At 65.2% G+C, this 26,987-nt stretch carries 22 protein-coding genes; 5 read left to right on the top strand and 17 right to left on the bottom strand.

Annotated elements, in window-relative coordinates; all coding sequences use genetic code 11:
• Positions 1 to 15: 15 nt before the first annotated feature.
• Positions 16 to 2,382, bottom strand: coding sequence for a transketolase (locus tag PMN64_RS08555; protein ID WP_028338842.1), 2,367 nt, complete (start codon positions 2,380 to 2,382; stop codon positions 16 to 18).
• A gap of 131 nt (positions 2,383 to 2,513) precedes the next feature.
• Between PMN64_RS08555 and PMN64_RS08550 the strand changes: the two genes are divergently transcribed.
• A complete protein-coding gene (locus PMN64_RS08550; protein WP_016841346.1) occupies positions 2,514 to 2,975 on the top strand; it encodes an Lrp/AsnC family transcriptional regulator in 462 nt (153 codons plus the stop codon).
• Between the two features lie 327 nt (positions 2,976 to 3,302).
• Here PMN64_RS08550 and PMN64_RS08545 read toward each other — a convergent pair whose 3' ends face one another.
• Both PMN64_RS08545 and PMN64_RS08540 read right to left on the bottom strand, forming a co-directional pair.
• Positions 3,303 to 3,575, bottom strand: a complete 273-nt coding sequence (locus PMN64_RS08545) for a hypothetical protein (protein WP_411780381.1) — start codon at positions 3,573 to 3,575, stop codon at positions 3,303 to 3,305.
• A gap of 208 nt (positions 3,576 to 3,783) precedes the next feature.
• Positions 3,784 to 4,956, bottom strand: a complete 1,173-nt coding sequence (locus tag PMN64_RS08540) for a fumarylacetoacetate hydrolase family protein (RefSeq protein WP_304499233.1) — start codon at positions 4,954 to 4,956, stop codon at positions 3,784 to 3,786.
• 262 nt (positions 4,957 to 5,218) lie between these two features.
• On the opposite strand from PMN64_RS08540, the gene ppk2 reads away from it, so the two are divergent.
• Positions 5,219 to 6,082 (top strand): polyphosphate kinase 2, encoded by an 864-nt coding sequence (gene ppk2, locus PMN64_RS08535; protein ID WP_411780406.1) that lies wholly within the window; start codon positions 5,219 to 5,221, stop codon positions 6,080 to 6,082.
• A 275-nt stretch (positions 6,083 to 6,357) separates the two neighbouring features.
• Positions 6,358 to 7,236 carry a transporter substrate-binding domain-containing protein gene (locus PMN64_RS08530; RefSeq protein ID WP_028338846.1) on the top strand — a complete coding sequence of 293 codons (879 nt, stop codon included), beginning with the start codon at positions 6,358 to 6,360 and terminating at the stop codon, positions 7,234 to 7,236.
• Between the two features lie 189 nt (positions 7,237 to 7,425).
• Here the strand turns inward: PMN64_RS08530 and PMN64_RS08525 are convergent, their stop codons facing one another.
• From PMN64_RS08525 to PMN64_RS08490, 8 genes are all read right to left on the bottom strand, one after another.
• A complete protein-coding gene (locus tag PMN64_RS08525) occupies positions 7,426 to 8,094 on the bottom strand; it encodes an amino acid ABC transporter permease (RefSeq protein WP_016839817.1) in 669 nt (222 codons plus the stop codon).
• Positions 8,095 to 8,152: 58 nt separating this feature from the next.
• Positions 8,153 to 9,412 carry an NAD(P)/FAD-dependent oxidoreductase gene (locus tag PMN64_RS08520; protein WP_411780380.1) on the bottom strand — a complete coding sequence of 420 codons (1,260 nt, stop codon included), beginning with the start codon at positions 9,410 to 9,412 and terminating at the stop codon, positions 8,153 to 8,155.
• 4 nt (positions 9,413 to 9,416) lie between these two features.
• A complete protein-coding gene (locus tag PMN64_RS08515) occupies positions 9,417 to 10,175 on the bottom strand; it encodes an SDR family NAD(P)-dependent oxidoreductase (RefSeq protein WP_411780379.1) in 759 nt (252 codons plus the stop codon).
• Between the two features lie 107 nt (positions 10,176 to 10,282).
• Complete coding sequence (locus PMN64_RS08510) at positions 10,283 to 11,365, bottom strand: zinc-binding dehydrogenase (RefSeq protein ID WP_411780378.1); 1,083 nt, start codon at positions 11,363 to 11,365, stop codon at positions 10,283 to 10,285.
• Between the two features lie 117 nt (positions 11,366 to 11,482).
• Positions 11,483 to 15,370, bottom strand: coding sequence for an autotransporter domain-containing protein (locus PMN64_RS08505; RefSeq protein ID WP_411780405.1), 3,888 nt, complete (start codon positions 15,368 to 15,370; stop codon positions 11,483 to 11,485).
• Between the two features lie 242 nt (positions 15,371 to 15,612).
• Positions 15,613 to 16,590 carry a DMT family transporter gene (locus tag PMN64_RS08500; protein WP_016844109.1) on the bottom strand — a complete coding sequence of 326 codons (978 nt, stop codon included), beginning with the start codon at positions 16,588 to 16,590 and terminating at the stop codon, positions 15,613 to 15,615.
• A 200-nt stretch (positions 16,591 to 16,790) separates the two neighbouring features.
• Positions 16,791 to 17,630, bottom strand: a complete 840-nt coding sequence (locus PMN64_RS08495; RefSeq protein WP_411780377.1) for an aldo/keto reductase — start codon at positions 17,628 to 17,630, stop codon at positions 16,791 to 16,793.
• A gap of 240 nt (positions 17,631 to 17,870) precedes the next feature.
• The gene (locus tag PMN64_RS08490; RefSeq protein ID WP_411780376.1) at positions 17,871 to 19,355 is read right to left on the bottom strand and encodes an aldehyde dehydrogenase family protein; all 1,485 of its coding nucleotides are present in this window, start codon (positions 19,353 to 19,355) and stop codon (positions 17,871 to 17,873) included.
• A 117-nt stretch (positions 19,356 to 19,472) separates the two neighbouring features.
• Here PMN64_RS08490 and PMN64_RS08485 point away from each other — a divergent pair, with 117 nt between their 5' ends.
• The gene (locus PMN64_RS08485) at positions 19,473 to 20,558 is read left to right on the top strand and encodes a substrate-binding domain-containing protein (protein WP_411780404.1); all 1,086 of its coding nucleotides are present in this window, start codon (positions 19,473 to 19,475) and stop codon (positions 20,556 to 20,558) included.
• A gap of 92 nt (positions 20,559 to 20,650) precedes the next feature.
• Here PMN64_RS08485 and PMN64_RS08480 read toward each other — a convergent pair whose 3' ends face one another.
• The 6 genes from PMN64_RS08480 to PMN64_RS08455 form a co-directional block, all read right to left on the bottom strand.
• Positions 20,651 to 21,550, bottom strand: coding sequence for an SMP-30/gluconolactonase/LRE family protein (locus PMN64_RS08480; RefSeq protein WP_411780375.1), 900 nt, complete (start codon positions 21,548 to 21,550; stop codon positions 20,651 to 20,653).
• A 166-nt stretch (positions 21,551 to 21,716) separates the two neighbouring features.
• On the bottom strand, positions 21,717 to 22,142 hold the full coding sequence (locus tag PMN64_RS08475) for a globin family protein (protein ID WP_411780374.1): 426 nt from the start codon (positions 22,140 to 22,142) through the stop codon (positions 21,717 to 21,719).
• 104 nt (positions 22,143 to 22,246) lie between these two features.
• The gene (locus PMN64_RS08470; RefSeq protein ID WP_304499226.1) at positions 22,247 to 23,041 is read right to left on the bottom strand and encodes an ABC transporter ATP-binding protein; all 795 of its coding nucleotides are present in this window, start codon (positions 23,039 to 23,041) and stop codon (positions 22,247 to 22,249) included.
• A 10-nt stretch (positions 23,042 to 23,051) separates the two neighbouring features.
• Positions 23,052 to 23,954, bottom strand: a complete 903-nt coding sequence (gene ntrB, locus PMN64_RS08465; protein WP_028338858.1) for a nitrate ABC transporter permease — start codon at positions 23,952 to 23,954, stop codon at positions 23,052 to 23,054.
• Between the two features lie 60 nt (positions 23,955 to 24,014).
• Complete coding sequence (locus PMN64_RS08460) at positions 24,015 to 25,325, bottom strand: CmpA/NrtA family ABC transporter substrate-binding protein (RefSeq protein WP_411780373.1); 1,311 nt, start codon at positions 25,323 to 25,325, stop codon at positions 24,015 to 24,017.
• A 345-nt stretch (positions 25,326 to 25,670) separates the two neighbouring features.
• Positions 25,671 to 26,585, bottom strand: a complete 915-nt coding sequence (locus PMN64_RS08455) for an intradiol ring-cleavage dioxygenase (protein ID WP_028338860.1) — start codon at positions 26,583 to 26,585, stop codon at positions 25,671 to 25,673.
• A gap of 167 nt (positions 26,586 to 26,752) precedes the next feature.
• Here PMN64_RS08455 and PMN64_RS08450 point away from each other — a divergent pair.
• The coding region (locus PMN64_RS08450; RefSeq protein WP_411780372.1) for a serine hydrolase at positions 26,753 to 26,987 on the top strand (235 nt) is incomplete at its 3' end.

Here is a 26,987-nt window from a genome sequence, read left to right as displayed (position 1 = left end):
GGGACGACGATGTGGCTACACCGCCATCTTGCGATGCCGCACCGGGGCGCCGACCGAGACGCTTTCCGCCGCGTCGATGATGGCGTTGGCGTCGATGCCGTAGTGGCGGTAGAGGTCGCCGATCGTGCCGGTCTGGCCGAAATGCTCGACGCCGAGCGCCTCGACGCGGTGACCGCGCACGCTGCCGAGCCAGCCGAGCGTTGCCGGATGGCCGTCGATCACGGTCACAATGCCGCAGTCGCGACCGAGCGGCGCCAGCATGCGCTCGATATGACTCAAATGCTGCGCGCCGCGGCGGTCGCGGCGCAAATTCCGCGCGGCGGACCAACCCGCATAGAGCCGGTCGGCGGAGGTTACCGCCAGCAGACCGACGTCGCGATGGCTCTCGCCGATCAGGCCGACCGCCTCGATCGCCTCCGGCGCGACGGTGCCGGTATACGCAATGACGATGTCGCAGTTCGGGCCCGGCTTGCGCATCCAGTAGGCGCCGTCGGTGATGTCGCGCTGCAGGTCCGGGGTCATGATCCGTTGCGGCTGCTCCAGCGTCCGCGTCGAGAGTCGCAAGTAAACCGAACCACCCTCGGCGCCCTCGCGCTGCATGTGGCCGAACCCCCAGCCCATGATCACGGCAAGTTCATCGACAAAGGCCGGATCGAACGAGGCGAGCCCGTCCTGCCCGATCCCGATCAAGGGCGTCTTGATCGACTGATGCGCGCCGCCTTCCGGCGCCAGCGAGATGCCCGACGGCGTCGCCGCCACCATGAAGCGGGCATCCTGGTAGCAGGCGTAGTTCAGCGCATCGAGGCCGCGTTCGATGAAGGGATCGTACAGCGTGCCGACCGGCAAGAGCCGCGCGCCGTTGATCTGATGCGACAGGCCGAGCGCCGACAGCATGATGAACAGATTCATCTCGGCGATGCCGAGCTCGAGGTGCTGTCCCTTCGGCGAATATTCCCAGGTGTAGGCGGACGGGATCTTCTCCTGCCGGAACAGATCGTGGTTCTCCGCTTTCGCGAACAGGCCGCGGCGGTTGACCCAGGCGCCGAGATTGGTCGACACGGTGACATCGGGCGATGCGGTGACGATGCGCGAGGCGAGTTCGCTGTCGCCGCGCGCCAGCTCGTGCAGCACGAGGCCAAAACCCTGTTGCGTCGACATCTGCGCCGAGGCCTTGAAGGCCAGCCGTTCCGGCACATCGATTTCAGGCGCCGACAGGCGGCGGCGCCCCTCGCGGTTGAACGGCGCCTCGGCGAGAAACGCCTCGAGCTTCGCAGGTTCCTGCGACAGGCCCTCGAACTTGTCCCACTCGTGGCCGGGGCGGATATTCTGCGCGGCGCGCCACTTCTCCATCTGCGCCACCGTCATCAGGCCGGCGTGGTTGTCCTTGTGGCCCTGCATCGGCAGGCCGACACCCTTGATGGTGTAGGCGATGAAGCAGACCGGCCGATCATGGTCGATCGCCTCGAAGGCCTCGATCATGCTCGCCATGTCGTGGCCGCCGAGATTCGACATCAGCGCCAGCAATTCGTCGTCGCTGCGGCGCTCGATCAGCGCCGACACCTCGCCCTGGTCGCCGATGTCGTCGCGCAGATGCTTGCGAAACGCCGCGCCGCCCTGGAAGCAGAGCGCGGCGTACATCTGGTTCGGGCAGTTGTCGATCCAGCGCCGCAGCGCCTCGCCGCCGGGCTCGGCAAACGCCTCGAGCATCAGCTTGCCGTACTTCACGATCACCACGTCCCAGCCGAAGTTGCGGAACATGGTCTCGAATTTGGCCCATAACCCCTCGCGCACCACGGCGTCGAGCGACTGCCTGTTGTAGTCGACCACCCACCAGGTGTTGCGCAGGCCGTGCTTCCAGCCCTCGAGCAGCGCCTCGAAGATGTTGCCCTCGTCCATCTCGGCGTCGCCGACCAGCGCGATCATGCGGCCCTCCGGCCGGTCGTTCAGCCAGCCATGCGCCTTGACGTAGTCCTGCACCAGCGAGGCGAACAAGGTCTGCGCCACGCCGAGACCGACCGAGCCGGTGGAGAAGTCGACGTCGTCGCTGTCCTTGGTGCGCGACGGGTAGGACTGCGCGCCCTTGTAGCCGCGAAAATTCTCCAGCTTGTCGCGGGTCTGGTGGCCGAACAGATACTGGATGGCGTGGAACACCGGGCTCGCATGCGGCTTCACCGCGACGCGGTCCTGCGGGCGCAACACCGAGAAATAAAGCGCCGACATGATGTTGGCGAGCGAGGCCGACGAGGCCTGGTGGCCGCCGACCTTCAACCCGTCGGTGGAGGGCCGCACATGGTTGGCGTGATGGATGGTCCACGACGACAGCCACAGCACCTTGCGGGCCAGGGCGGACAGCATGTCGAGGCGTTTAGGCGCGATTCCCATGGCAATGCTCCGGGCGATACGCCGGAATGTTACTGCCGCAAGCGGCGGCGAAAATCTCAATTCCACGCGACAGCACAGGAAAAATTGGGATAAATTCCCACGATCCGGCTTCAACTGACGAGTTCATCCCAATGCCTGCCCTCGATGCCATCGACCGCAAGATCCTGAGTCTGCTCCAGACCGACAGCCGCATGACCATGCAGGAACTCGCCGACAAGGTCGGGCTGTCGGTGTCGCCCTGCCACCGCCGGGTCAAGCTGCTCGAGGAGCGCGGCGTGATCTCTCGCTACATCGCAACCGTCGACCAGAAGTCGATCGGGCTGCACGTCTCCGTCTTCATCTCGATCAAGCTGGCGCGGCAGAAGGAGGAAGACCTCAACCGCTTCGCGCGCGCGATCTCGAAATGGGACGAGGTGCTCGAATGCTACCTGATGACCGGCAATCGCGACTATTTGTTGCGCGTCGTCGCCGCCGACCTCTCCTCCTATGAAGCATTCCTGAAAAACAAGCTGACCCGGCTCGACGGCATCGCCTCCATCGAGTCGAGCTTTGCGCTAAGCCAGGTGAAGTATTCGACGGCGTTGCCGGTGTGAGTGTTGCTTGCATCTGAACTGCCATCGGTCGCACCAAATGTACACCGTCGTCCCGGCGAAGGCCGGGACCCATACGCCGCAGAGAACGGGACTCGTTGTCCCAGCATCGTTCAACAATCAGCATTTGTGGTTATGGGTCCCTGCTTTCGCAGGGACGACACTGAGTGTGTTGCGCTGTCAGTGGGCATAACTTCGCATTCTCGCGACATCTTTCGTCCGAGCTTTGCATCTCGTTCCGTTTTGCAAAGGAGGCTTGCGCCGTCGGCGCAACTCAGTGATTGGCGCTGGCGCTCTGCCCGGCTGGACGGCCTCGCCGCGACGACCAGGCTACGGCGCGATCCAAATCCCAATCACGATGATGGCCAGTGAGACGGCAATGACCAGCATATCGGTGGTGAGCCAATTGGGCATTCCGTTTGATGGCTGCTCGCTCATGTCCGCGACTCCTTCTGTTCGCGTCGAGCCGATATGCTGGAGCGGACCGGCGCGAACGAGGATGAACTGGTTCACATAAAGCCAGGAAAAAGCGGCAAATTCCGCGTGTTTTAGCGCGCTCAAGTTGCGCCACACGGTCGATCTGCCGCGCAGGTTTCTGAACATGTTCGATAATGCCGCCGCTTCAGCGAACAGTGGCACATCATCGAAAGGCGCATTTCAAGACAGCGACCGACCCACGCGGGCACGTGCGCTACGGAGCCCGGTGTGATCGAACATCTCGCCTGGGGCCACCCCTCTCCCCACCCTCCCCCACAAGGGGGGAGGGAGCCCGACGAGCGTGCTAACCTCACGATGGATTAGTATCTTCTCCTCACAGCACCTTGCGCTGTGCGAGGTTCTTCATCAGAGCGCCGACGCCGAAGGTCCAGGGCTCGCACTCGTCGCTGCCCCGCATCCGGTTGACCAGCTTGCCGAGCTGCGGCGCGGCGATGGTGACGATGTCGTCGCGCTTGTGGGTGAAACCCTCGCCCTTGGCGTCGCGGTCCTTGACCGGCGCGAACATCGTGCCGAGGAACAGCGCAAATCCATCGGGATATTGATGCACGGAGCCGATGGTCTGGGCGACCAAATCGGTCGGATCGCGGCTGATCTTGCTGATCGAGGAATGGCCCTCGAGCACGAAGCCGTCTGCGCCCGTCACGGTCAGGCCGACATCCATCTTCCTGACATCGTCGAGCGAGAAGGTCTGGTCGAACAGCCGGAGCAGCGGGCCGATCGCGCAGGACGCGTTGTTGTCCTTGGCCTTCGACAGCAAGAGCGCCGAGCGCCCCTCGAAGTCGCGCAGATTGACGTCGTTGCCGAGCGCGGCGCCGACGATCTTGCCGGCGGCGGAGACAACAAGCACGACCTCCGGCTCCGGATTATTCCAGGTCGACTTCGGATGCAGCCCGGCGTCCATGCCTGACCCGACCGAGGACAGCGTCGGCGCCTTGGTGAACACTTCGGCGTCGGGACCGATGCCGACCTCGAGATACTGGCTCCAGGCATTCTGATCGATCAGCACCTGCTTCAGTTTCATCGCCTGCTCGGAGCCGGGCTTCAGCTTGGAGAGATCGTCGCCGACCAGGCGCACCACCTCCTTGCGGATCGCCTCCGCCGAGGACGGATTGCCGCGCGCCCGCTCCTCGATCACGCGCTCCAGCATCGAGATCGCGAAAGTGACGCCGGCGGCCTTCAGCACCTGGAGATCGACCGGCGCCAGCAGATGCGGCCTGGCCTTGTCGCGGCCGTCGGGCGGGGTGTTGGCGAGGATCGCCTCGAAATCGCCGATCCGCTCGCCGCGCGTGGCGCGCAGCGCGGCCGCGGGATCGCTTTCCTCGCAGAGCGCGCTCACCGTCGGGAACCGCGCCGTGACGTCGAACACGCCATCTGCCCGAACCGCGGCGACAGCCGGCCCGCCGGCCTGCGGCAGCCAGACCCGTCCGACCAGCGTGCCGGCGGTGCCGTCCTCCGGCAGGACGTCTTTTGGCGTGAGCGAAATCATCGGCACATCTCCCTTTTTGGTTTTGTCGGCTTGTTAGCACAGTCCGCCCGGCGGCGTGAAACAGCGGTCATGGCATTGTCATAGAGGGGTAACATCGCCCGTCAATGCTGCCGTCCGATCCATCTAACACACTGAAAGACGGACCTTCATGACGACCTCCGCCCTCACCGACGAAGCCTCCCGGGATGAAGCCTTGCGGGATGAAGCCTTGCGCGACGAAGCCTTGCGCGACGAAGCCTTGCGCGCCCGCATCCATCAGGAGATGGCCGACAGCCTCGACGAGGAACTCGAGCTCGAGCTGGACGACATGAGGCTCGACGAGCTCGACCATGACGGCGCCGCCGGCAGGCCGTCGATCGACCGCAAGTTCTACTTCCGCGAATTGCTGCGGCTGCAGGGCGAGCTGGTCAAGCTGCAGGACTGGGTGCAGCACGAGAAGAAGAAGGTCGTGGTGCTGTTCGAGGGCCGCGATTCCGCCGGCAAGGGCGGCGTGATCAAGCGCATCACCCAGCGGCTCAATCCGCGGGTCTGCCGGATCGCGGCGCTGCCGGCGCCGAACGAGCGCGAGCGCACGCAATGGTACTTCCAGCGCTATGTTTCGCATCTGCCGGCCGGCGGCGAGATCGTGCTGTTCGACCGCAGCTGGTACAACCGCGCCGGCGTCGAGAAGGTGATGGGGTTCTGCAGCGACGAGCAGTATGAGGAATTCTTCAACTCGGTGCCGGATTTCGAGCGCATGCTGATCCGTTCCGGCACCGTCCTCCTGAAATACTGGTTCTCGATCACCGACGAGGAACAGGCGTTCCGCTTCTCGATGCGGATCCAGGATCCGCTGAAGCAGTGGAAGCTGAGCCCGATGGACGTCGAGGCGCGGACCCGCTGGGAGCTCTACACCAAGGCCAAGGAGACGATGCTGGAACGCACGCATCTGCAGGACTCGCCGTGGTGGATCGTCGATGCCGTCGACAAGAAGCGCGCCCGGCTCAACTGCATCTCGCATCTCCTAAGCCAGATCCCCTATCAGACGGTGACCCACCAGCCGGTGGTGCTGCCGCCGCGGGTCCGCAACCCCGACTATCACCGCGGCCCGATCCCGCCGGAGATGTACGTGCCGGGACGGTATTGATCGGACTGGGCGACACTGCGCTCCCTCGCCCCGTTCTTACGGGGAGAGGGCTGGGGTGAGGGGCTGCTTCCGCACAAGCGCTCCCAGTTCGCAAGCGGAGAGTCCCCCTCACCCGGATTCGAGCTCCACTCGAATCCGACCTCTCCCCGCAAGCGGGGCGAGGTAAGAAGGACCAGCGCTTGGGCAACGGCGCCTACCAATGGTGCAGGCGCGCGCCCTTGCTGGCACCGGATACCGACGCTAGGCTTCCCCCGATCTGGTGCAGGGAGGCCCGCTTGACTCAATCCGACGACATCGCAATTTCCGAAGATCGCCGTGACGCGCTGCGCTATGCGCTCGGGATCGGCAGCGGCGCGGCACTCGCGGCCGCGATGGCCGCCCCGGCCGCGGCGCAGACGCCAGCCGACAACACGCTGGATCGCATCCGGGCCAACAAGGTGCTGCGGATCGCGGTGCTGCCGGGCGAGCTGCCTTATTTCAACAAGGACCTCGCCTCGGGCACTTGGTCCGGATTCTCGATCGAGATGGCCAACGATCTGGCCAAACTGCTCGACGTCAAGCTGGAATATGTCGAGTCGACCTACGGCAATTCAATTCTCGATCTGCAGGCCAACAAGATCGATCTCGGCTTCGCGCTCAACCCGACCCCGCAGCGCGCGCTGGTTGTCGATTTCACCAATCTGGTGTTCCCGCATCCGTTCGGCGCGATGCTGAAGAAGGGGCTGGAAGCCAAGACCTGGGCCGACATCAACAAGCCCGAGGTGAAGATCGCGGTCGACGTCGGCTCGGCCAACGAGGCGGTGGCGCGCCGCTTTGCGCCGAACGCCACCATCAAGTCGCTGAAGTCGCGCGACGAGGTGATGCTGGAAATGTCGTCGGGTCGCGTCGATTGCGTGGTCAACGCGCTGGTGCTGGGGCTGACCGCGATCGCCAAGAACCCGAACCTCGGCACCTACAAGATCCTGGCCTCGCCGTCGGTGACGATCGCGAGTGGCACGGCGGTGCGGCGCGAAGCCGACAAGCGCTGGCGCGATTTCCTCTCGGTGTGGATCGACTACAACCGCGGCATCGGCCAGATGCGCGAATGGTTCGTCAAGGGCCTCGGCCTCGCCGGCGTCAAGCCCGAGGATGTGCCGGTGGAGTTGAGTATTTGAGGCTTGGCCACCGCATCGGCGGTCGGCTCCCTCTCCCGCTTGCGGGGGAGGGCTGGGGTGGGGGTGTCACCGCGCGTCGGAACCTTCGGGTGGAAAAAGCCCCCACCCGGATCGCATCTTACGATGCGATCCGACCTCCCCCGCAAGCGGGAGAGGTGAACCACCGATGCGGCCGCTTCTCAGAATTACTCACACCTTGTCGTAGGTCAGCCCGCGCTCCAGCCGGCGCGCGACCAGTGTCGATGGGAACAGGATCGCGAAATAGATCAGCGCGACGATGGTGTAGACCTCGAGCGGCCGGTAGGTGTCGGCGTTGATCAAGGTCGCGTTGTAGACGAGATCGGGCACCGCGATGATCGAGACCAGCGAGGTGTTCTTGAGCTGCGTGACCGACTGGTTGACATAGGGCGCCATCATCGGCTTCAGCGCCTGCGGCAGGATCACGAGCCGCATCAGGCGCCAGCCGCGGAAGCCGAGCGCCTTCGCCGCGTCCCACTGCCCGACCGGCACGCTCTCGATCGAGCCGCGCACGATCTCGGCGTAGAATGCGCCGCCATAGAGCGAGAGCACGCTGACGGCGGCGACATGCGCCGGGATGTTGACGCCGATCACCACCGGAAACGCGTAGTAGAACCAGATGATCTGCACCAGCAGCGGCGTGCAGCGGAACAATTCGATATAGGCGATCAGGAGCCAGTCGATCACCGGGATGCGCCGCAGCCGCAGCATGCCGACGATCAGGCCGATCAAGGTCCCGAGGATGATGGTGCCGATGGTGTAGGCGATGGTCCAGCCGAGCCCGAGCCAGAACAGATGGCTATACTTGGCAAGGATGCCGAAATCCCAGACGTAGTTCATCCTGCCTCTCGGTTGCCGCGCGCTTGATCGCCAAGCATCGCAGGCGGCCTCGCGCGTGTCACGCGATATACCGGTCTGGCGAAAATGCATTGACCTCGAACGGCGGCGCATCGCCCGCGATCATCGCCGCAATTGCGGCGCCCGTTCCGGGACCGGTGGTGAAGCCGATATGCTGGTTGCCGAAGGCGAGCCAGAGCCCGCGATGCCGCGGCGCCTTACCGATCATCGGCAGGCTGTCGGGCAGCGTCGGCCGCGCGCCGCGCCAGCGCTCGCCGACCGCATCGCCAAATTCGACCACGCTGCGCGCCATCGGCACCACCGCCTCGAGCTGCGAAAAATTCGACGGCGCGTCGCGCGCGGTGAGCTCGACGCCGCTGGTGACGCGAACGCCCTGCTCCATCGGCGTCATCAGAAAGCCGCCCTCCGCGTCATGGATCGGCCGCAGCAATTTGCGTGCCGGGTTCGGCACGAAATGCTGGTGATAGCCGCGCTCGAACGCCAGCGGCACGCGATAGCCGAGCGGCCGCAGCAGCTCGGCCGACCACGGCCCAAGCGCGACCACGACATGGCGTGCGGCGATCTCGCCGTCGGCGAGCTGCACGCGCCAGCCATCGCCGTGCGCTTCGATCCGCCGGATCCCGGATTGCCTGATCGTGCCGCCGCCAGCGGCAAGCATCTGCGCGTAGGCCTTGACCACCGCGCCGGGTGAATCGACCGATGCCGTCTGCGTGTGCAGGAGACCCGTGCTGTAGGCAGGGATGATGTTCGGCTCGAGCGCGGAGATCGCCTGGCGATCAAGCACCTCGCTCCTGATGCCGAACTCGGCGAGCGCTGCCTGCTCGGCCTTCGCGGCGGCGAGCCCGTCGGCGCGCCAGGCCTTGAGCCAGCCGGTTTCGCGGATGCGATGGCCAGCGCCGGCCTGCACGATCCAGTCGCGATGCAGCTTCAGCGACGCGCCGATCAGACCGTGCAACGCGGCGGCGCGCGGTTTGGTCTGCGACGGTACAGCGGCTGCGAGGAAGCGCATCACCCAGCCGGCATTGGCGAGCGCCCACGCAATGTTCCAGCGCAGCGCCGGATGCGCGTTGGTCAGATATCTCGGCAAGTTCTTCAGCAGCGACGGCGTGTTGAGCGGCAGGATCGAGCCCGACGAGATGATGCCGGCATTGCCGTAGGAGGTTTCGCTGCCTGGCTCGCGGCGATCGACGACGACGACGGAGAGCCCGCGCTGCCGCGCGGCGAGGCCCGCCGAGACGCCGACCATGCCGGCGCCAAGGACGGCGACATCGACCTGCTGTGCTGCCGTGCCCTCGCTCATGCCGTCACATCAAGGTCAGGCCGCCATCGACCGGCAGCGTCGCGCCGGTGACGTGGCCCGCTTCCGGCGACAGCAGGAAGGCGACGACGACTGCGACCTCGTCGGGCTCGGCCAGCCGCTGCATCGGATTCGCCTTTGCGACGCGCTCCCAGGTCGCGGTATCAAGCGCGCCGAACAGGTCGGGATCCTTGCGGGTGTAGCCGGGAATCACGGCATTGGCGGTGGCGCCTGACGCGGCGAGCTCGATCGCGAGCGACTTCACCAGCACCTCGAGCGCGGCCTTCGCAGCCGCCGATCCCGGATAGGTGGCGCCGGGCACGAAGCGATGCGGCCCGAAGCTCGACACCGCGACGACGCGGCCTTGCGCGCTGCGCGTGAGGTCGGACAGCGCGGCCGCCGCGATTTCATGGAAGGCCGCCGCCATCACCGCGAAGGCGCGCTCCAGCGCCTCGCGCGGCAGGCTCAAGAATTCGCGCCGGTCGGCAAAGCCCGCGGCGTGCACGATGCTGTCGATCGGCCCGAACGCGGCCCGCGTTGCCGCGACCAGCGCGGTGCCGGCGCCGGCCTTGGCGAGATCGCCGGTGCAGACCTCGAGCTTCGCGCCCTTGCTGCGGCATTCCTCCGCAACCGAATTCAGCCGCGCGAGCCCGGCGGGGTCAGCGCCCTGTCCGTGCAGCATCAGGGATTGATCGGGGCCGGCGAGCCGGCGCGCGACCGCGGCGCCGATGCCGGAGCCGCCTCCGGTGATGATTGAAACGCGCATGAGGTGCATGCAGTCAGTGCGATAAGAGACAGCGAACTATAGGTTCGGCGCCACGAAATGCAAACCGCACCCATCGCCGTCAGTTTGGCGCCAGGTTCAACGCCAAATCAGCGCCACGGCTCGACCAGGATCTTGGTGTGCGCCTCGGGATTGGCGAGATCGGCAAAGGCCTGCGCGACGCCGTCGATGCCGACGCGGCCGGTGACGAGCGACGCGGCATCGACCTGGCCTTCCGCGATCAGGCGCAGCGAATAGGCGAATTCCTCGGGCGTATAGCCGAGCACATACTGGACGTTGAGCTCCTTGATGATGCCGAGCATCGGCTCGGACTTGTCGGTCTCCATGCAGACGCCGACCACGACGACGCGGGCGCTGCGCGGGGCGCCCTCGAACACCTGCTGCAGCACGCCGGGCACGCCGACGCATTCGAAAATCAGCGCGGGCTTCAGCGGCGGCAGCAGCGCCTGCATCGGCGGCCGCGCCGCCTTCTCCGCGTCGGTCATCTGGGCATGCTCGGCCCAGCTCGCATAGGGCTGCGTCCTGGCGGGATCGACCACCACATCGGCGCCCATCTTCTCGGCGAGCAGGCGCCGTGCCGGCGAATAATCGGCAGCAACGATCGGTCCGAGCCCCCTGATCTTCAGCGCCGCAATCACCGCCAGCCCGACCGGTCCGCAGCCGATCACCAGCGGCACCTCGCCGCCCCTGATGTTGGCCATCGCAACCGCATGCACGCCCACCGCAAGCGGCTCGGTGAGCGCGGCGTGCTCGGCCGCAAGCCCGTTCGGCACTTCGAGCAGCAGCGGCTCGCTGAGCAGCATCTGCTCAGCATAGCCGCCGAGATAGTCGTTGGAATAGCCGATGCCCTTCGGCCCCTCCGGCGTCAGCAGCGCCGGCAGCGAGCACACGCGCGTGCCCGGCTTCAGCTTGCGCGTGGTGTTCGGGCCGTAGTCGAGGACCTCGCAGCAGAACTCGTGACCGAACACGACGTCGCGCGACAGATCCATCGGCGTGCGGCCGGGCAGGAACTTGCTCAGCTCGACCATGCGGTGGGCGTGCTTGCGCGCGTGCAGATCGGAACCGCAGATGCCGCAGGCGAGCGATTTGACCAGCACCTGGCCGGCGCCGGGCTTCGGCTCGGGCACCCGGTCGACGACAATCTCGCCGTTCCTGAAGATCGCTGCGCGCATATTCCCTCCCGCGTGGGTTTTGTCGCACTCATTTTGATGCGTATTTCGTCCCGCGAAATGCTGTCGCGGATCACGTCCGGGACAAGCTTTCGCCGCAGGAGGCTATAGCACGGAGGGTCACCACGTATAGCGCATAACGCCCTTGCCGGCGTAAGACTGTGTCACGTTGGAGAATTCACCTTCGAAGGTCGCGGCGGCCGACCAGCCGTTGCGCCACCTCAGCTCGGCGGAGGCCGTGGTCAGCGCCGAGTCGCTGGCCTGCGCCGCGCCGTTGACCACGAAGGCCGCGCCAGGCAGCGTCTGGAACACGGCACCAACGGCGCGGTCCGGATTGAAGTCATGCGCCCAGGCGACGCGGCCGCGCAGCGTCACGACGCCGCCGTCAACCGGAAACGACTTGTCGGAGCGCAGGCCGAGTTCGCTCCTGACGTCGGTAACGCTCTTCGCTGCATAGTTCAGCGCGAAGGCGCCGCCGCCGGAGACCACACTCTCCGCATAGGCCGGCAGCTCGAAGCTCGTGAACTGGGCCGCCGCGTAAGGCGTCAGACCGATCCACGGCGTGGCAGTGCGATAGCCGCCCTCGAGCCGGCCCGACCAGGCATTGGCATTGAAGTTGGCGCGCAGATGATCGGCGCCGGCTGCGGTGACGATGCGGTCGGTGGTGACATCCTGCCAGCCATAGGCGAGCGCACCACTTAAGTACGCCGCGCCGACGCTGTGGCGAACGAACGCGCCGGCCTGGAACAGATCGGAGCGGCCCCAGCCGAGACCGTTGACGCTGAAGCTGGTTGCGCCGCCGGCGAGCGCAAAGCCGGCAATGGTGTTCGGCGAGAAGCGGTAGTCGGCGCCAACCGCGCTGCCATAGAGGCTGCTACTGGTGTTGTTCGAGCCCAGCATCGCGTTGCCGCTGGTGGTCTGCGAGCCGCCATAGCCCGCCGCCCAAACGCTCCAGCGCTGCTCGAAGCTCGGCTGCGGTGGCGGCGCCTTGGTGTAGATCGCGGCCAGCGCATCGCGTGGTTCGGTCTTGCGCGCCGCATAGGCGAGCGGGGTGCTCTCCTCGGCTAACGGCGTCACCCCCGCGGCGCCGCCGAAGCCACCATCGCGCCCGGCGACGAACGGATCGGTCAACAATCCCAGAAACAGGCCCATCGCGTTGAACGTCGCCTGCTGCGAGCCGGTCGCGCCTTCGCCCGAGGCCTGCGTCAGGCCGTTCGGCGACAGTCCGGCGAACACCGCGTTGATACCGCCATTGGCGTTGAAGAAGTTCTGCAGCGTGGTGGCGACGTTCTGCTGATTGACGTTCAGCTTCGACTTCGCGCCGTAATCGAGCGCGAAGTTGAGATAGGCGTTGCTCGCGTCATAGCCGAGCGTCGCGACGAGGTTCGACGGCAGCCCGGTTGAATCGACACCCGCAAACGTGCCGCTGCGGCCGCCGGCCGCCGACAGGATGGTGTATTGCTTGGCGATCGTACTGCCGGCGGCGACGCGGACGCCGACCGATCCGGCCAGCGTCGCGCTGCCGCTCACCTTGGCCAGGGTGGACGCCGTCGAATTGAGCCCGACGAGATAAAGTGCACCCGACTGCAAGGCGAGGTTGCCCGCCACGTTCAGGAATGTGCCTGACGTCGCATTGCCGGGCATCAGGATGCCGCCGCTTGCAATCGTCGTGTTGCCGACGGTGCCGATGCCGGACAGCGCGCCGCCGGCATTCACCGTGGTGAGGCTCGACGAGGCGATCGAGCCGTCGACCTGAAGAATGCCGCCGTTGACCGTCGTGGTGCCGGTATAGCTGTTGACGCCGGACAGCGTCAGGGTGCCGCTGCCGGTCTTCTCGAAATTGGCGGGACCGGTGCGGCCGCCGCCGAAGCAGCCACAGATATGGAATGGGTTCAACGGATCGAAGTCGGCAAGCACGCCGCCGAGCGCCGTCGAGAGATTATTGCTGCCAACGACGAGGGTGTTGCCTGAGCCGATATAATAGAAGCCGGAACCTGCGATCGAACCCGCGGTGATGCGCCCGTCGCCGTTCGGCCCCGTGCTGAGCGAGAAATCGACCAGTCCGGTGCCGTTGGTGATGAACTGTGCGTTGCCGCCGGTCGCGTTGTTGAAGAACTTGATGGTGCTGCCGGCTTCGGTGGTGATGGTGGCATCGCCGGCCGTAGCGAACGCCGTGAAGATGTGTTGGCTGCCGGCCTGGTTGTCGATGGTCGCATTGCCCGCGGTGGCATAGGCATCGAACTGCAGAACGCTGCCGTCCCGATTAACGATCGTCGCGTTGGCCGCGGTCGGCGCCTCCACCGGGTTGAAACCGCCAGATCCGAAATAGAGCACGCCGCTGTTGTCGAAGCTGGCGTTTGCCGCTGTGCTGTTCTGGAAAAAGGCGACCTGACCGCCTGCGAGCGTGACGATGGTTGCGGAAGCCGCAGATGAGGACTCGAAAAACTGTGTCGAGCCGCCATTGGTGCCGTTGGTGATGGTAGCCTGCCCCGCATTGGTGTGGCCCAGAAACACCGCGGCACCGCCGTTGGAATTGTCGATCACGGCCTTGGCGGCCGTGCTGGTGTCGGAGCCGCCGGGAGGACCAAACGCGTCGCCGAACACCACAGTGCCGCCGTTGGTGTTGGTGAATCTGGCGTTGCCGGCAGAACTGGTGTCGCGGAAGATCGTGAGCGCACCATTGGTGTTGCTCACGGTGGCATTGCCCGCGGTGCTGCTGTCGCGAAACTCCGTGATGCCGAAATTCTGGTTGACGATCGTTGCCGTCGACGCCGTGGTGGAATTGTAGAACGTCGTGGTGGCGATCCCGTTGAAGCCGTCGTTGACGATCTTGGTGATGCCCGCGGTGTTGGCATTGACGATGTCGAACTTGCCGTCGACGGCGACCTCGCCGACGATCGAGGCGGTGTGGGTGGCGTCGCCGAGTTGCAAGGTCGCGCAATCGCAGATCGTGGTGCCGCCGGTGTAGGTGTTGGTGCCTGTTAGCACCACGCGGCCGAGCCCGCCCGAATTGTCCAGCACGGTCAGCTTGCCGGGGCCGTTGCCGTCGGCGATGTTGCCGGCGATCGTGAGTGTCACGCCATTGGCATCGATCGCGCTGCCGATGGCGGACGTATTGATCTTGAAGTTGTTGGCGAAGGTCAGGTTGCCGAGGCCGTCGGCCTGAAACGAGGCATTGTCGAGCGTGACGGTGCCCGACCCGACCGAGCTGTTGTTGCTGACGACAACGGTCGTATCGACCACCAGCGTGCCGCCGGAATAGGTGTTGGCGCCGGAGAGCTGCACGTTGGAGAACGCGGACGCCGACGAGTCGATCAGGCGCAGAACCCCGGCGCCGACGCCGTCGGCGATCACGCCCTGGAGATTGACCTGGGCGCCGTTCGCATCGACCGTTCCCCCGGCTGCGTTGACCGCGATGTTGTTGGCGAAGGCGATGCTCGAGACCGTCGGCGACTGCATCTGGAACGTGCCGCCATTGAGCGTGATGGTGCCGGTGCCGACCGAATCCGCATTCGTCACCTGCACGGCGCCGGCCGAGATCAGCGTGCCGCCGGAGTAGGCATTGGTGCCCGCGAGCACCAGCGTGCTGTTGCCGAGCTGTTGCAGCATCACGCCGGGCGCAAGCCCGTCGTTGATGCTGGCGCTGATGGTGATCGTCTGGCCGCTGTTGGCCCGGTTGATCAGGCCGCCGCTCGGCCCCGTCAGGGCGAAGTTAACCGGGTTGCCGCTGATCGTGTACGACTGCGAATTGGCGGTGAAGGTCCACGAGTCCAGCAGCATCGGGCCAGCGCCGATCGTGACCGTCGCCGATCCCGCCGAATCGAAAATGGCGGATTGGGTCGGGAGGATCGGCGGCGCGCCGGGCGACGTCGTCGACCAGTTGGTCGGAAGCTGGTAGTCGGCACTGCTCGTTGTGCTGCCGCTGCCGCCCCAGGTGAAGCTCTGGGCCTGTGCCGAACCGGACAGCAGCAGGCTTGCAGCCGCCGAGACGCAGACTGCCGAAGCCAGCACACCGCGAAACTGCCGAGCAAACGAAAAAAAGAACGAACCAAAATGCACGTGAACTGCCCCCAAACGCTCTACGGCGCTCTTGGGGCGAGATTAGCATGCTGCCAAACGCGCGATTGTTGATTGTGTCCGAAATCCTTCGATTCAGCTTCCGAAAATCGAAGTTTCGGCCCGACTGTTGTACACGCGCAACGCTAGCGGAGGCTAGCTTCGCAACCAGCGCACGATTCTCGGTACCCCGGTCAGGCGTTCGGCGACGGCTCGCTGGCCACGGTCAGCAGCTGCGACCGTCGGACGCGCTCGCGATGCGCGGTGTAGAGGCCCGAGGCGACGATGAAGCCGGCGCCGAGGATGGTCCAGCTGTCGGGCACTTCGCCGAAGATCAGGAAGCCGAGGATGCTGACCCACAGCAGCTGCGTGTAGGAGAACGGCGCCAGCACCGAGGCATCGCCATAGCGGAATGCCAGCACCACGATCCACTGTCCGACGGTGGACGCAACGCCGATCAGGATGCCGAACATGATGTCGTGCCAGCTCGGAGTGACCCAGACGAACGGCACCAGCGCGCTGACGATGGCGACGCCGACGATGGACGAATAGGTCATCACGGTGATCGGGCGCTCGCTGCCGCTCATCATGCGCGTCAGGATCAGCGTGCCGGCCCAGGCCAGCGCCGAGACGAGCGGGAAAATCGCGGCGGGATGGAAGGCGCTGGTGCCCGGCCGCAGGATGATGAACACGCCGGCGAGGCCGACCGCGGTCGCGATCCAGCGTCGCATGCCGACCCTCTCACCGAGGAAAGCGATCGACAGCGCGGTGACGAACAACGGCGAGACGAAGCTGGTGGCGGAGGCTTCGGCGATCGGCAGGAAGCCGAGCCCCGTGATGAAGATCAGCGAGGAACCGAGCAGCGCGGCGCCGCGCAGCACGTGCAGCCCGGGACGGCTGCTGCGCAGCGCGAACAGCGGCGAGCCCGGCAGCATCGCCGGCGTCATGATCATCGCGAACACCAGGAAGCGGATCCAGGCGATCTCGATCGAGGGCAGCGTGGAGGAGAGATATTTCGCCGTGACGTCGGAGGTGCCCAGGAACACGGTCGACAGCAGGATCAGCGCGATGCCCTTGAACGGCCGGTCGGTGCGGGCGGGCGCCTTGCTTGTCGCTGCGGGCGCGGTCTTTGCGGGCAATGAAAGGGGAACGCTGTCCAGCCTGGCGGCCACGGCTGCGGGGGGCGGTGTCACGGCAATCTCGAAGACAAAATAAAGGGAATCTGCTGCTCGCACAAAACGCCAATTCCGCCGCGAGAACAATGCCCGAAAACGGGACTCCGATATGCGCCAGCGCGCGCGACCGCCCGCCGCAGGCTGTGTGCCGCCGCAACTGCAACAGTTTGTTAAGAACTGTGTGGAGCGGAACGCGCTCAGAGCATCGGCAGCGAGCGCGGCTTCGGCCCGCGCGGGAACGCGGCATCGAGCGCGGCGAGTTCCTCGGCGCTGAGCTTGAGCGTGCCGGCGGCAGCATTCTCCGCCGCGTGTTCCGCGTTCGACGCCTTCGGAATCGCGAGCACCGACGGCAGCCGCGTGAGGAAGCTCAGCGCGACCTGGCGCGGCGTTGCCTTGTGCGCCTGCGCGATCGATTGCAGCACCGCGCCGGCCTTGGTCGACGGCGAGGGAAAATCATTGTGACCGAACGGCGAGTAGGCGACGACGGCGACGCCGTGCTGCTCGCACCAAGGAATCACGGCGTGCTCGATGGCGCGCTCCTGCAGATGGTAGAGCACCTGGTTGCAGGCGATCGTGCCCTCACCCGCGACATCGAGCAGTTCGTCGAGATCCTCGGTGTCGAAATTGCTGACGCCCCAGGCGCGGATCTTGCCCGCCGCGATCAATTCGTCGAACGCCGCGACCGTCTCTGCGAGCGGAGTGGTTCCGCGCCAGTGCAGCAGATAGCAATCGAGGCGATCGGTCTTCAGCCGCTTCAGCGAGCGCTCGCAGGCGGTGATGGTGCCGCGCCGCGAGGCGTTGCTCGGCAAGACCTTCGAGACCAGGAACGTTTCGTCGCGGCGGCCGGCGATCGCATCCGCGATCACAAGCTCGGCGTCGCCATACATCTCGGCGGTGTCGATATGCGTCATGCCGGCATCTATGCCGCGCTTCAGCGCAGCGACGGCCGCCTTGCGGTCACCGCGATCGAGATACCAGGTGCCCTGCCCGATCACCGAGACCTGCGGGCCGTTGTCGCCGAATTTTTTTGTCTGCACGATCGCCTCGTTCCGCGTGTTCGCTTGTAGCCCCCGCGCAGGACGATAAAGCAAACGGACGACCATGTCTCCACATCGTCGTCCCGGCGAAGGCCGGGACCCATACTCCGCAGCAGTCGTTGTTGGCGAGACTCGTCATCCCACCCGTGTGCAACAACAGATATTCGTGGTTATGGGTCCCGGCCTTCGCCGGGACGACAGCTATATTGTGACGCGCGCTCTCGCGTCTCTCGACGCGCGTCAAACGTTGAGGTTCATCCACACCGCCTTCGGCTCGGTAAAGTTATCGAGCGCGGCGGTGCCGTGCTCGCGGCCGAGGCCGGAATCGCGCTCGCCGCCCCACGGCAGCCGCACATCGGTGTAGCCATAGGTGTTGATCCACACCGTGCCGGCGCGGGCCTTTTTGGCGAAGCGCTGCACGCGGCCCATATCGGCGCTCCAGACGCCGGCGGCGAGGCTGTACGCCGTGCCGTTGGCGATGCGCAGCGCATCGGCCTCGTCCTTGAACTTGATCACGCTGACGACGGGACCAAAAATCTCCTCCTGCGAGATGCGCATCTCGTGCGCGACGTTGGCGAACACCGCAGGGCTGATGAAATAGCCGCGGTCACCGACCCGCGCGCCGCCGGTGGCCAGCAGCGCGCCTTCATGTTTGCCGATCTCGACATAATCGAGGATCGAGCGCATCTGCTTCTCGGAGATGACCGGCCCGAGCGCGGTGGCGCGATCGGCGGGATCGCCGATCCGCAACGCCTCGGCGCGGGCGACCAGACGCTCGACCACCTCGTCATAGGCGTTCTCCTGCACCAGCACGCGCGAGCCGGCCGAGCAGACCTGCCCGGCGTTGAAGAAGATGCCGGCAGCCGCGGCCTTGGCAGCGGCTTCGAGATTGGCATCGTCGAAGATCACATTGGCGGACTTGCCGCCGAGCTCGAGCGAGACGCGTTTGAAGTTGCCGGCGGCTCCCTTCATGATGCCGCGGCCGACGCCGGGCGAGCCGGTGAACGTCAACTTGTCGACGTCGGGATGATTGATGAGCGCATCGCCGACGATGCGGCCGGGGCCGGTCACGATGTTGAGCACGCCCTTCGGCAGTCCGGCCTCGAGCGCGAGCTCGCCGATCCTGAGCGCCGACAGCGAGGTCAGCTCGGCCGGCTTCATCACCACCGTGCAGCCGCAGGCGAGCGCCGGCGCGAGCTTCCACATGCCGATCATCAGGGGGAAATTCCACGGCACGATCGCGGCGACCACGCCGACCGGCTCGCGCACCGTATAGGTCAGCGCGTCGTCGCGCGCCGAGACCACATCGCCGCTGATCTTGTCGGCCCAGCCGGCGTAATAGGTCAGCGTGTCGATGGCGGCCGGAAAATCCTGGCGCAGCACCGCCGATATCGGCTTGCCGGCATCGAGGCTCTCGAGCGCTGCGATTTCATCGGCGTGCTGCTTCAGCAGCTCGGCCCATCGGAGCAGAATGTGGCCACGCTCGGCCGCGCGCATGGTGCGCCACGGCCCCTCGAAGGCGCGGCAGGCGGCCGCCACGGCACGGTCGACATCCGCCTCGTTGCCTTCGGCAATCGTCGCGATCACCTGCTCGGTGGCGGGATTGAGCGACTTGAAGGTGTTTCCGGACAGCGAACGGACGCGGGCGCCGTCGATCAGCAGCAATTCGTCCCTGATGGTCGGGGCGCGGCGGGCGTCACGCTCATAGTCATATGCAACTGACATCATATTTCCTCCTGGTGTTGTCGTTCAACGTAGGGGGCTTTTATCAGCAGTAAATATGATATCTTGTGCCTATTGGCATGCCGGGATATGAAGTTGATTTCATAAGTTGTGACCACGATGCTGCAGATCGAGATCGAGACCGTCTGGCGCTTTCGGAAAGAGGACAGCCCGCAGACCGCGGTCGTGATGCTCGGCATCCTCAACGCGATCAGGAAGACCGGGAAGATCACCAGCGCCGCCAACGACGCGCAGCTGTCCTATCGCCATGTCTGGAACCTGATCGAGCAATGGACCGCCTTCTTCGGCGTCCCGCTGGTAGAGACGCAGCGCGGCAAGGGCTCGAAGCTGACGCCATTCGGCGAGAAGCTGGTGTGGGCCGGTGAGCGCATGCAGGCGCGGCTCGGGCTGCAGCTCGAGAACCTTGCGCAGGAACTGGTCACCGAGATCAAGCCGTTTCTCGAGCAGCGGCCGTCGGTGATCCGGGTCCATGCCAGCCACGGCTTTGCGGTCTCCAAGCTGCGCGAGTTCCTCGACCGCGCGGGCGGCGTCGGTGTCGATCTGCGCTATGTCAGCAACCAGAACTCGCTGGTCTCGCTGGCGCAGGGCGCCTGCGATCTCTCCGGCGTGCACCTGCCGCGCGGCGAATTGCGCGCGCAGGGCATCAAGGCCTGCCGCGAATGGCTCGATCCGCGCGAGGACCGCGTCATCAATTTCGTGACGCGTGAGATGGGCCTGATGGTCAAGCGCGGCAACCCGCTGAAGATCGCGTCGCTGAAGGACCTGGTCGAGCGCAAGGCCCGTTTCGTCAACCGCGACCATGATTCCGGCACGCGGCTGCTGTTCGATCAATTGCTGGCGCTGCACAAGATCCCGGAAGGGCGGATCAATGGCGCCCAGCACATGGAATTCACCCATGCCGCGGTCGCCGCCTATGTCGCCAGCGGCATGGCGGATGCGAGCTTCGGCGTCGAGGCTGCCGCGCGGCAGTTCGGGCTCGATTTCATCCGCCTGCTCACGGAAGACTATTTCTTCGTCTGCAAGCGCGCCTTCCTCGAGACCGAGCCGATGCAGCGCGTGCTCGACATCATGAAGAGCAGCGAGTTTCACAAGGCGGTGGGCGCCCTTCCCGGCTATGTCGCCTCCAACACCGGCGCCGTCAGCGGCGTGAAGGAGTTTCTCGAGAAACTGCATTCGGACCGCTGATCAGCCGCACCGGCGGCGGCCGACCTGGTGGCCGTCAATCCTTCGGGACTCGCGCTAGGCGCGATGACGAGGATCGACAGACACGAAGATATCTAGCCGAGACCGCCGATGTCGGCGACCAGTACCGAGCCCGTCACCGATTCCGTGATGTAAAGACGGTCGCGGTTGGCGCCGCCGATCGCGACGTTGGTGCAGCTCGGCCCGGCGCAGGATTTGATCCGCGCGATGCACTCGCCGTTCGGCGCAAACACGAAGACATGACCGAGCGAGGCGTGCGCCACGAACAGCCGACCGGCGGCGTCCATCGTCATGCCGTCGGGTCCGCTCGGGCCGAACAGCGAGCAGAAGCGGCCGACCTTGGAGACGCTGCCGTCCTTCATGAATGGCGCCCGCCAGACCGCATTGTCGCGCGTCATGGCGACGAACAGCACCGCCTCGTGCGGATCGAGCACCAGGCCGTTCGGGCTGATGCCGGTGTCGATCAGGCAGTCGAGCGCTCCGTTCACCCGCAGCCGATAGACGCGGCCGGTCGGATCGTGCAGCCCGGTCTGGCCCTGATCGGTGAAATAGATGTCGCCGTTCGAGGCGATGTGCAGGTCGTTGCAGCCGCGGAACGATTCCGAATTGCGCGAGCGCAGCAGGGGCGTGACCTCGCCGGACCTGGCATCGAGCTCCATCAGGCCGTGCCGATAGTCGGCGATCAGAATGCGGCCCATCGCATCGATCTTCAGCCCGTTCGGCCAGCCGTCATATTCGGCAACCTGCGACCACGACTTGTCAGGCGCGATTCTGAAGATGCGACCGAACGGGATGTCGACGATGTAGAGATTGCCATCGGCATCGAACGACGGTCCCTCGATGAAGCAATCGGTCACCGCGCCCGGGCGGTTGGCGTCGGCCCATTCGCTCGCCATGCTGCGGCGGAATTCGGCCGGCACGGCGGAGAAGATTTCGGTCGGGATCAGTTTCGGCGGCGTTTCCAGGAACATCATTGTTGGTTCACCCGTTGGCGGAGCGGGCGAACCATAGATGCTTGCGTACGCCATTGCGAGCGCAGCGAAGCAATCCACCTATCCGCTTGAGCGATGGCCGGACGGAAGGGCTCTTGCAGCGACGTGGAAAGCTTCAGTCTGTCACCGCCTGCTATTCGACCACCAGCTATTCGGCCGGCTGCGCCGAGCCATAGGCTTCCGAGATCATGTAGCCGGACAGCGTGCCGTAGGCCGCGGTCCATGCGGCGGCGACGTCAGGCGTCCAGGCTTCGCCGAGCCCCTTCTCCAGCGTCCACAACAATGCGCCGCCGACCACCGGATAATGCTCGGGCTTGGCGCCATAGCCGACATGCCGCTTGGCCAGCGCACTCGCGGCCGGCAGGATCGTATCAAGATTGCTCAGCCCGTTCACGACGACGGCAAGCGTCGTCATCAATTTCTTGCGCTGCTCCTTCATGTCGGCCGGAAACATCGCCTTCACGGCGGGCGCGACTTCGAACAAGCGATCGTAGAAAATCACCGCGGCCTGCTCCGAGATCGGCGCGACCTTGCCAAAGCTGTCCTGAACCAGCTTGATTTGGGCCGGATTCATCTGGACTCTCCCTGGTTCTGGAATGACCTGCAAAATGCGAGCATTGGTAGCCGCATCCGGCGTTTCGGTTCAAAGCGGAAAAGCGCGCGCCGTCGACGTGATCATCACGCCGCCTCGACGAAGCTGTGGCGCTCATAGAGGAATTCGAGCACGCGCTGCCGGCACTTCAGGTAGCCTTGATTGGTCGCAAGCTCGAGCCGCTTGCGCGGGCGCGCCAACGGCACCTCGAGCACCTCGCCGATCCGCGCGCTCGGACCGTTGGTCATCATGACGATGCGGTCCGACAGCAGCACCGCCTCGTCGACGTCGTGGGTGATCATCAGGATGGTGTTGCCGAGCTTCTGGTGCAGCGCCATCACCGAATCCTGCAGATGCGCCCTCGTCAGCGCGTCGAGTGCGCCGAACGGCTCGTCGAGCAGCAGCACCTTCGGCTCCATCGCGAGCGCACGCGCGATGCCGACGCGCTGCTTCATGCCGCCCGAGATCTCGCTCGGCCGCTTGTCCTTGGCATGCGCCATCTGCACGAGGCTGAGATTGTGCATCACCCAGGCGTCGCGCTCGGCCCTGCTCTTGGTCCTTGCAAACACCTTGTCGACGCCGAGCTTGACGTTCTCGTAGACGGTGAGCCACGGCAGCAGGCTGTGGTTCTGGAACACCACGGCCCGATCCGGTCCCGGCGAATTGACCTCGCGGTTCTCCAGCAGCACACCGCCATTGGTGGCGCCGGTGAGGCCGGCGACGATGTTGAGCAGGGTCGACTTGCCGCAACCGGAATGGCCGATGATCGAGACGTATTCGCCCTTCTCGATCGTCAGGTTGATGTCCTTCAACACCTCCGTGGTGGCGTTGCCGCGGGTGAAGGTCTTGTCGATGTGATCGAGCTTCAGATAGGCCTGCATGACTTTCTCCTCAGTTCGCCGCCGTGCCGCGGGTCACGATCTTGCCCAGCCCCGCGATCAGGCGGTCGAGCACGAAGCCGATGATGCCGACATAGAACAGCGCCAGGATGATTTCGCTGATATGCGAGGAATTCCACGCATCCCAGATGAAGAAGCCGATGCCGACGCCGCCGATCAGCATTTCCGCTGCGACGATCGCGAGCCATGACAGGCCGATGCCGATGCGCAGGCCGGTGAACATGTAGGGCGCGGCCGCCGGGATCATGATCTTGGTGAAGAACTCCAGCGGATTGAGCTGCACGACGGCCGCGACGTTGCGGTAGTCCTGCGGGATGTTGCGGATGCCGACCGCGGTGTTGATGATGATCGGCCACACCGAGGTGATGAAGATCACGAAGATCGCCGAGGGCTGGCCGTCGCGGAATGCGGCCAGCGACAGCGGCAGCCACGCCAGCGGCGGAATCGTGCGCAGCACCTGGAACAGCGGATCGAGCCCGCGCATCGCCCAGACCGATTGTCCGACCAGCGTGCCGAGCGCGATGCCCGCGATCGCCGCGAGCGAATAGCCGTAGGCGACGCGCTGCAGGCTGGCGGAGAGGTGCCAGAACAGGCCCTTGTCGATGCCGCCATTGTCGAAGAACGGATCGAGGATCAGCTCCTTGGTGTCCTTGAACACCTTTGACGGCGGCGGCAGGCTGGAGCCGGCGCGCCGGCAGATCAGCTCCCACACCACCAGCAGCAGCGCGACCACGATCAGCGGCGGCACCACACGCGCCGCGGTCTCCTTCGCCATCCTGGCGTAGGCCTCGGCGCGCGGCGCGCGCTTCGGCGTTATGGTCACGACCGGCGCCGCGGCAGTGGCCGGCGGGATCGCCATCGCCGACACTTCGGTCTTCATGGCAGGCATCGACATTGAACGAAAATCTCCGTGGTCAAAAAGGGAGAGCCGCACTGCTCGCGCGGCTCGCTCAAATCAGACGTCAACACGCTTGATGGACAACGACTTCAGGTACGCGGCGGGGTCGGCGGGATCGAACACCTTGCCGTCGAAGAAGGTTTCCTTGCCGCGCGAGGTCGAGGCCGGAATGTCCGACACGCCAAGCTCCTTGGCGGCCTCCTTCCAGAGATCCTCGCGGTTCACCTTGGCGATCAGCGCCTTGGTGTCGAAACCCGCCTCGTACTTGCCCCAGCGAATGTCCTCGGTCAGGAACCAGAGGTCGTGGCTCTGATACGGATAGGAGGCGTTGTCGCTCCAGAACCGCATCTGCTGCGGCGAATTCTCGACCACGCGGCCGGTGCCGTAGTCGAACTTGCCCTTCATGCGGTCGGTGATGTCCTCGACCGGGCAGTTGATCCACTGCCGCTTGGCGCAGATCGCCGCGGTCTCCTCGCGGTTCTCTGCCTTCTCGCACCACTGCTGGGCTTCCATCACCGCCATCAGCAGCGCCTTCGCGGCCTTCGGATTCTTGTCGACCCAGGCAGCGCGCAGGCCGAACGATTTCTCCGGATGCTTGTCCCAGAGCTCGCCGGTCGTGATCGCGGTATAGCCGATGTCCTGATGGATCAACTGCAGATTCCACGGCTCGCAGACGCAGAAGCAGTCCATCGTGCCGACCTTCATGTTGGCCACCATCTGCGGCGGCGGCACCACGATGGTCTCGATGTCCTTGTCGGGATCGATGCCGCCGGCGGCGAGCCAGTAGCGGATCCAGAGATCGTGCGTGCCACCGGGGAAAGTCATCGCGGCCTTCACCGCCTTGCCGGAAGCCTTCTTCTTCTCCAGCGCCGCCTTGAACGGCGCGGTGTCGATGCCGACCTTGAGATCGGCATATTCCTTGGCGACCGAGATACACTGGCCGTTCAGGTTGAGCCGCGCCATGATGTACATCGGCGTCGGCTGATTGTTCTGCGTCACCTTGCCGGCCGAGATCAGATACGGCATCGGGGTCAGGATATGCGCGCCGTCGATGCCGTTGCCCTCGGAGCCGAGCACGAGATTGTCGCGCGTGGTGCCCCACGAGGCCTGCTTCTGCACCTCGACATCGGGCATGCCGTATTTGGCGAAGATGCCCTTCTCCTTGGCGACGAACAGCGGCGAGGCATCGGTCAGCGCGATGAAGCCGAGCTTGGCGCCCTTCACTTCCGGACCCGCGCCCTGCGCGAACGCACCAACGGGAAAGTTCAGCTTGGCCGCGGCAAGCAGCGTGGCGGCGCCGCTGGTTGCCTTCAGAAGCTGACGGCGGCTGAGGCCGCGGCCTGAAGGCTGGTTGGTGGGCTTGGTCATCGGTCGTCCTTTGCTGCGTCGTTGCGTTGCGGTGTTGCGTCAGTGCGTCGAGCGCCGTCCTTCGAATGGCGACGCGCGCAGGGCGCAAAAAGGCGTGCACCGGGAAGCCCCGGTCTGGCGGCGTCAGAAATCCGATGGGGTAGCCTCGAGGGACGGCTTCAATGGCGTCGGCTAATGATTATTCAAGCCTTGTGCCAACCTACCGCAGTGCAAAAATGGATTTCGCTGCAAAGCCTTGCGCAACATGTCGCAGCGCGCGCGGATTTCCCGCGCGCTGCCAAAACTTGCGATTCGCCCAATCCTTGTGCGGCGCACAAGAATTGAGCAGAAGCGTTCAGAAACCGATCAGGCGTCTTCGGAGACCTTGGTGCCGAGCGGCGCGGGCGCCATTCCGCCACCGGGCTTCACGTGGAATTCGTAGGTCATCAGGCTCCACGGCCCATCCGAGCGCTGGCCATCGGGCATGACCGGATCGGTGCGGCGCTCGACCTTGGCGATCAATTCATCCTTCACGCCGAACACGACGTCGGAATCGATGTACTTGTCGCCTTCGACGAAGACATGCGTGATCAGCGGCTCGTAGCCCTTGGCGTTGACCAGGAAGTGCACATGCGCCGGCCGCATCGGGTGACGGTTGGTCTGCGTGATCATCTGCCCGACCGGCCCGTCGGTCGGGATCGGATAGCTGCACGGCACGATGGTGCGGAAGAAGAAGCGGCCGTCGGCATCGGTGATGAAGCGCGCCCGCGACGACGGACCTTCGGTGGCGTAGCTCGGCTTCTGCGAGTCGTAGAATCCGTCGTCATCCGCGTGCCAGATATCGACCGGCACATTGGCCAGCGGCTTGCCGTCGAGGTCGGTGACGCGGCTCTGCACGAACATGCGCTCGCCCGGCAGGCTTGCCGAGATGTCGGTGCCGTGCGGGGTCACCTTGTGCTCGCCGACATAGAACGGACCGAGCACCGTGGTCTCGGTCGCGCCGTCGCGATCGCGATGGTTGACCGCATCGACCAGCATCGACACGCCGAGCACGTCGGACAGCAGGATGAACTCCTGGCGGATGTCGGTGCACTTCTGCCCGGTGCGGGTCAGGAAGCCGATCGCGTGGTCCCATTCCTCGAAGGTGAGATCGGTCCTGCGCACATAATCGTGCAGCGACTTCACCAATTCCTGCAGCAGGAACTTGGCCCGCGGATCGGGTGTCTGGTCGAAGCTGCGGATGACGGCGGCGGTGAGCTCGGTTTCGTTGAACTGGGTCATCTCGGCGTGTTCCTTGACGTGTTCCTTGGCGTCTACCTTGGCCCCTTCGGGGCGCGATTGCAGGGGCGACCGTACACCACCAGCTCAATGCCGGTAAGCGGCAGCGGATTGGTGCAGCAGACACTTTTCGGCTATCAAGGCTGCCTTGCAAGCCGGAGAAATGCCTGATGCTAGCCCCCACGCCTGCCTCGCCCGAATCCGCGGGAATGTCGACCGCTGCCCTCACCCGCCTCGAAGCGCATCTGAAGAACCGCTACATCGATGCCGGCCGTTTTCCCGGCACGCAGGTCCTGATCTATCGCCGCGGCAAGATCGTGCATTCCACGGTCCAGGGCTTTGCCGATCTCGAGCGCAAGGTGCCGGTCAAGGACGACACCGTCTTCCGCATCTATTCGATGACCA

It is taken from the genome of Bradyrhizobium sp. UFLA01-814 (assembly GCF_046718885.1).
Classification (GTDB): Bacteria; Pseudomonadota; Alphaproteobacteria; order Rhizobiales; family Xanthobacteraceae; genus Bradyrhizobium; species Bradyrhizobium elkanii.
The sequence above is the reverse complement of the archived record's forward strand: the minus strand, read 5'-3'. Positions and strand labels throughout refer to the sequence as shown.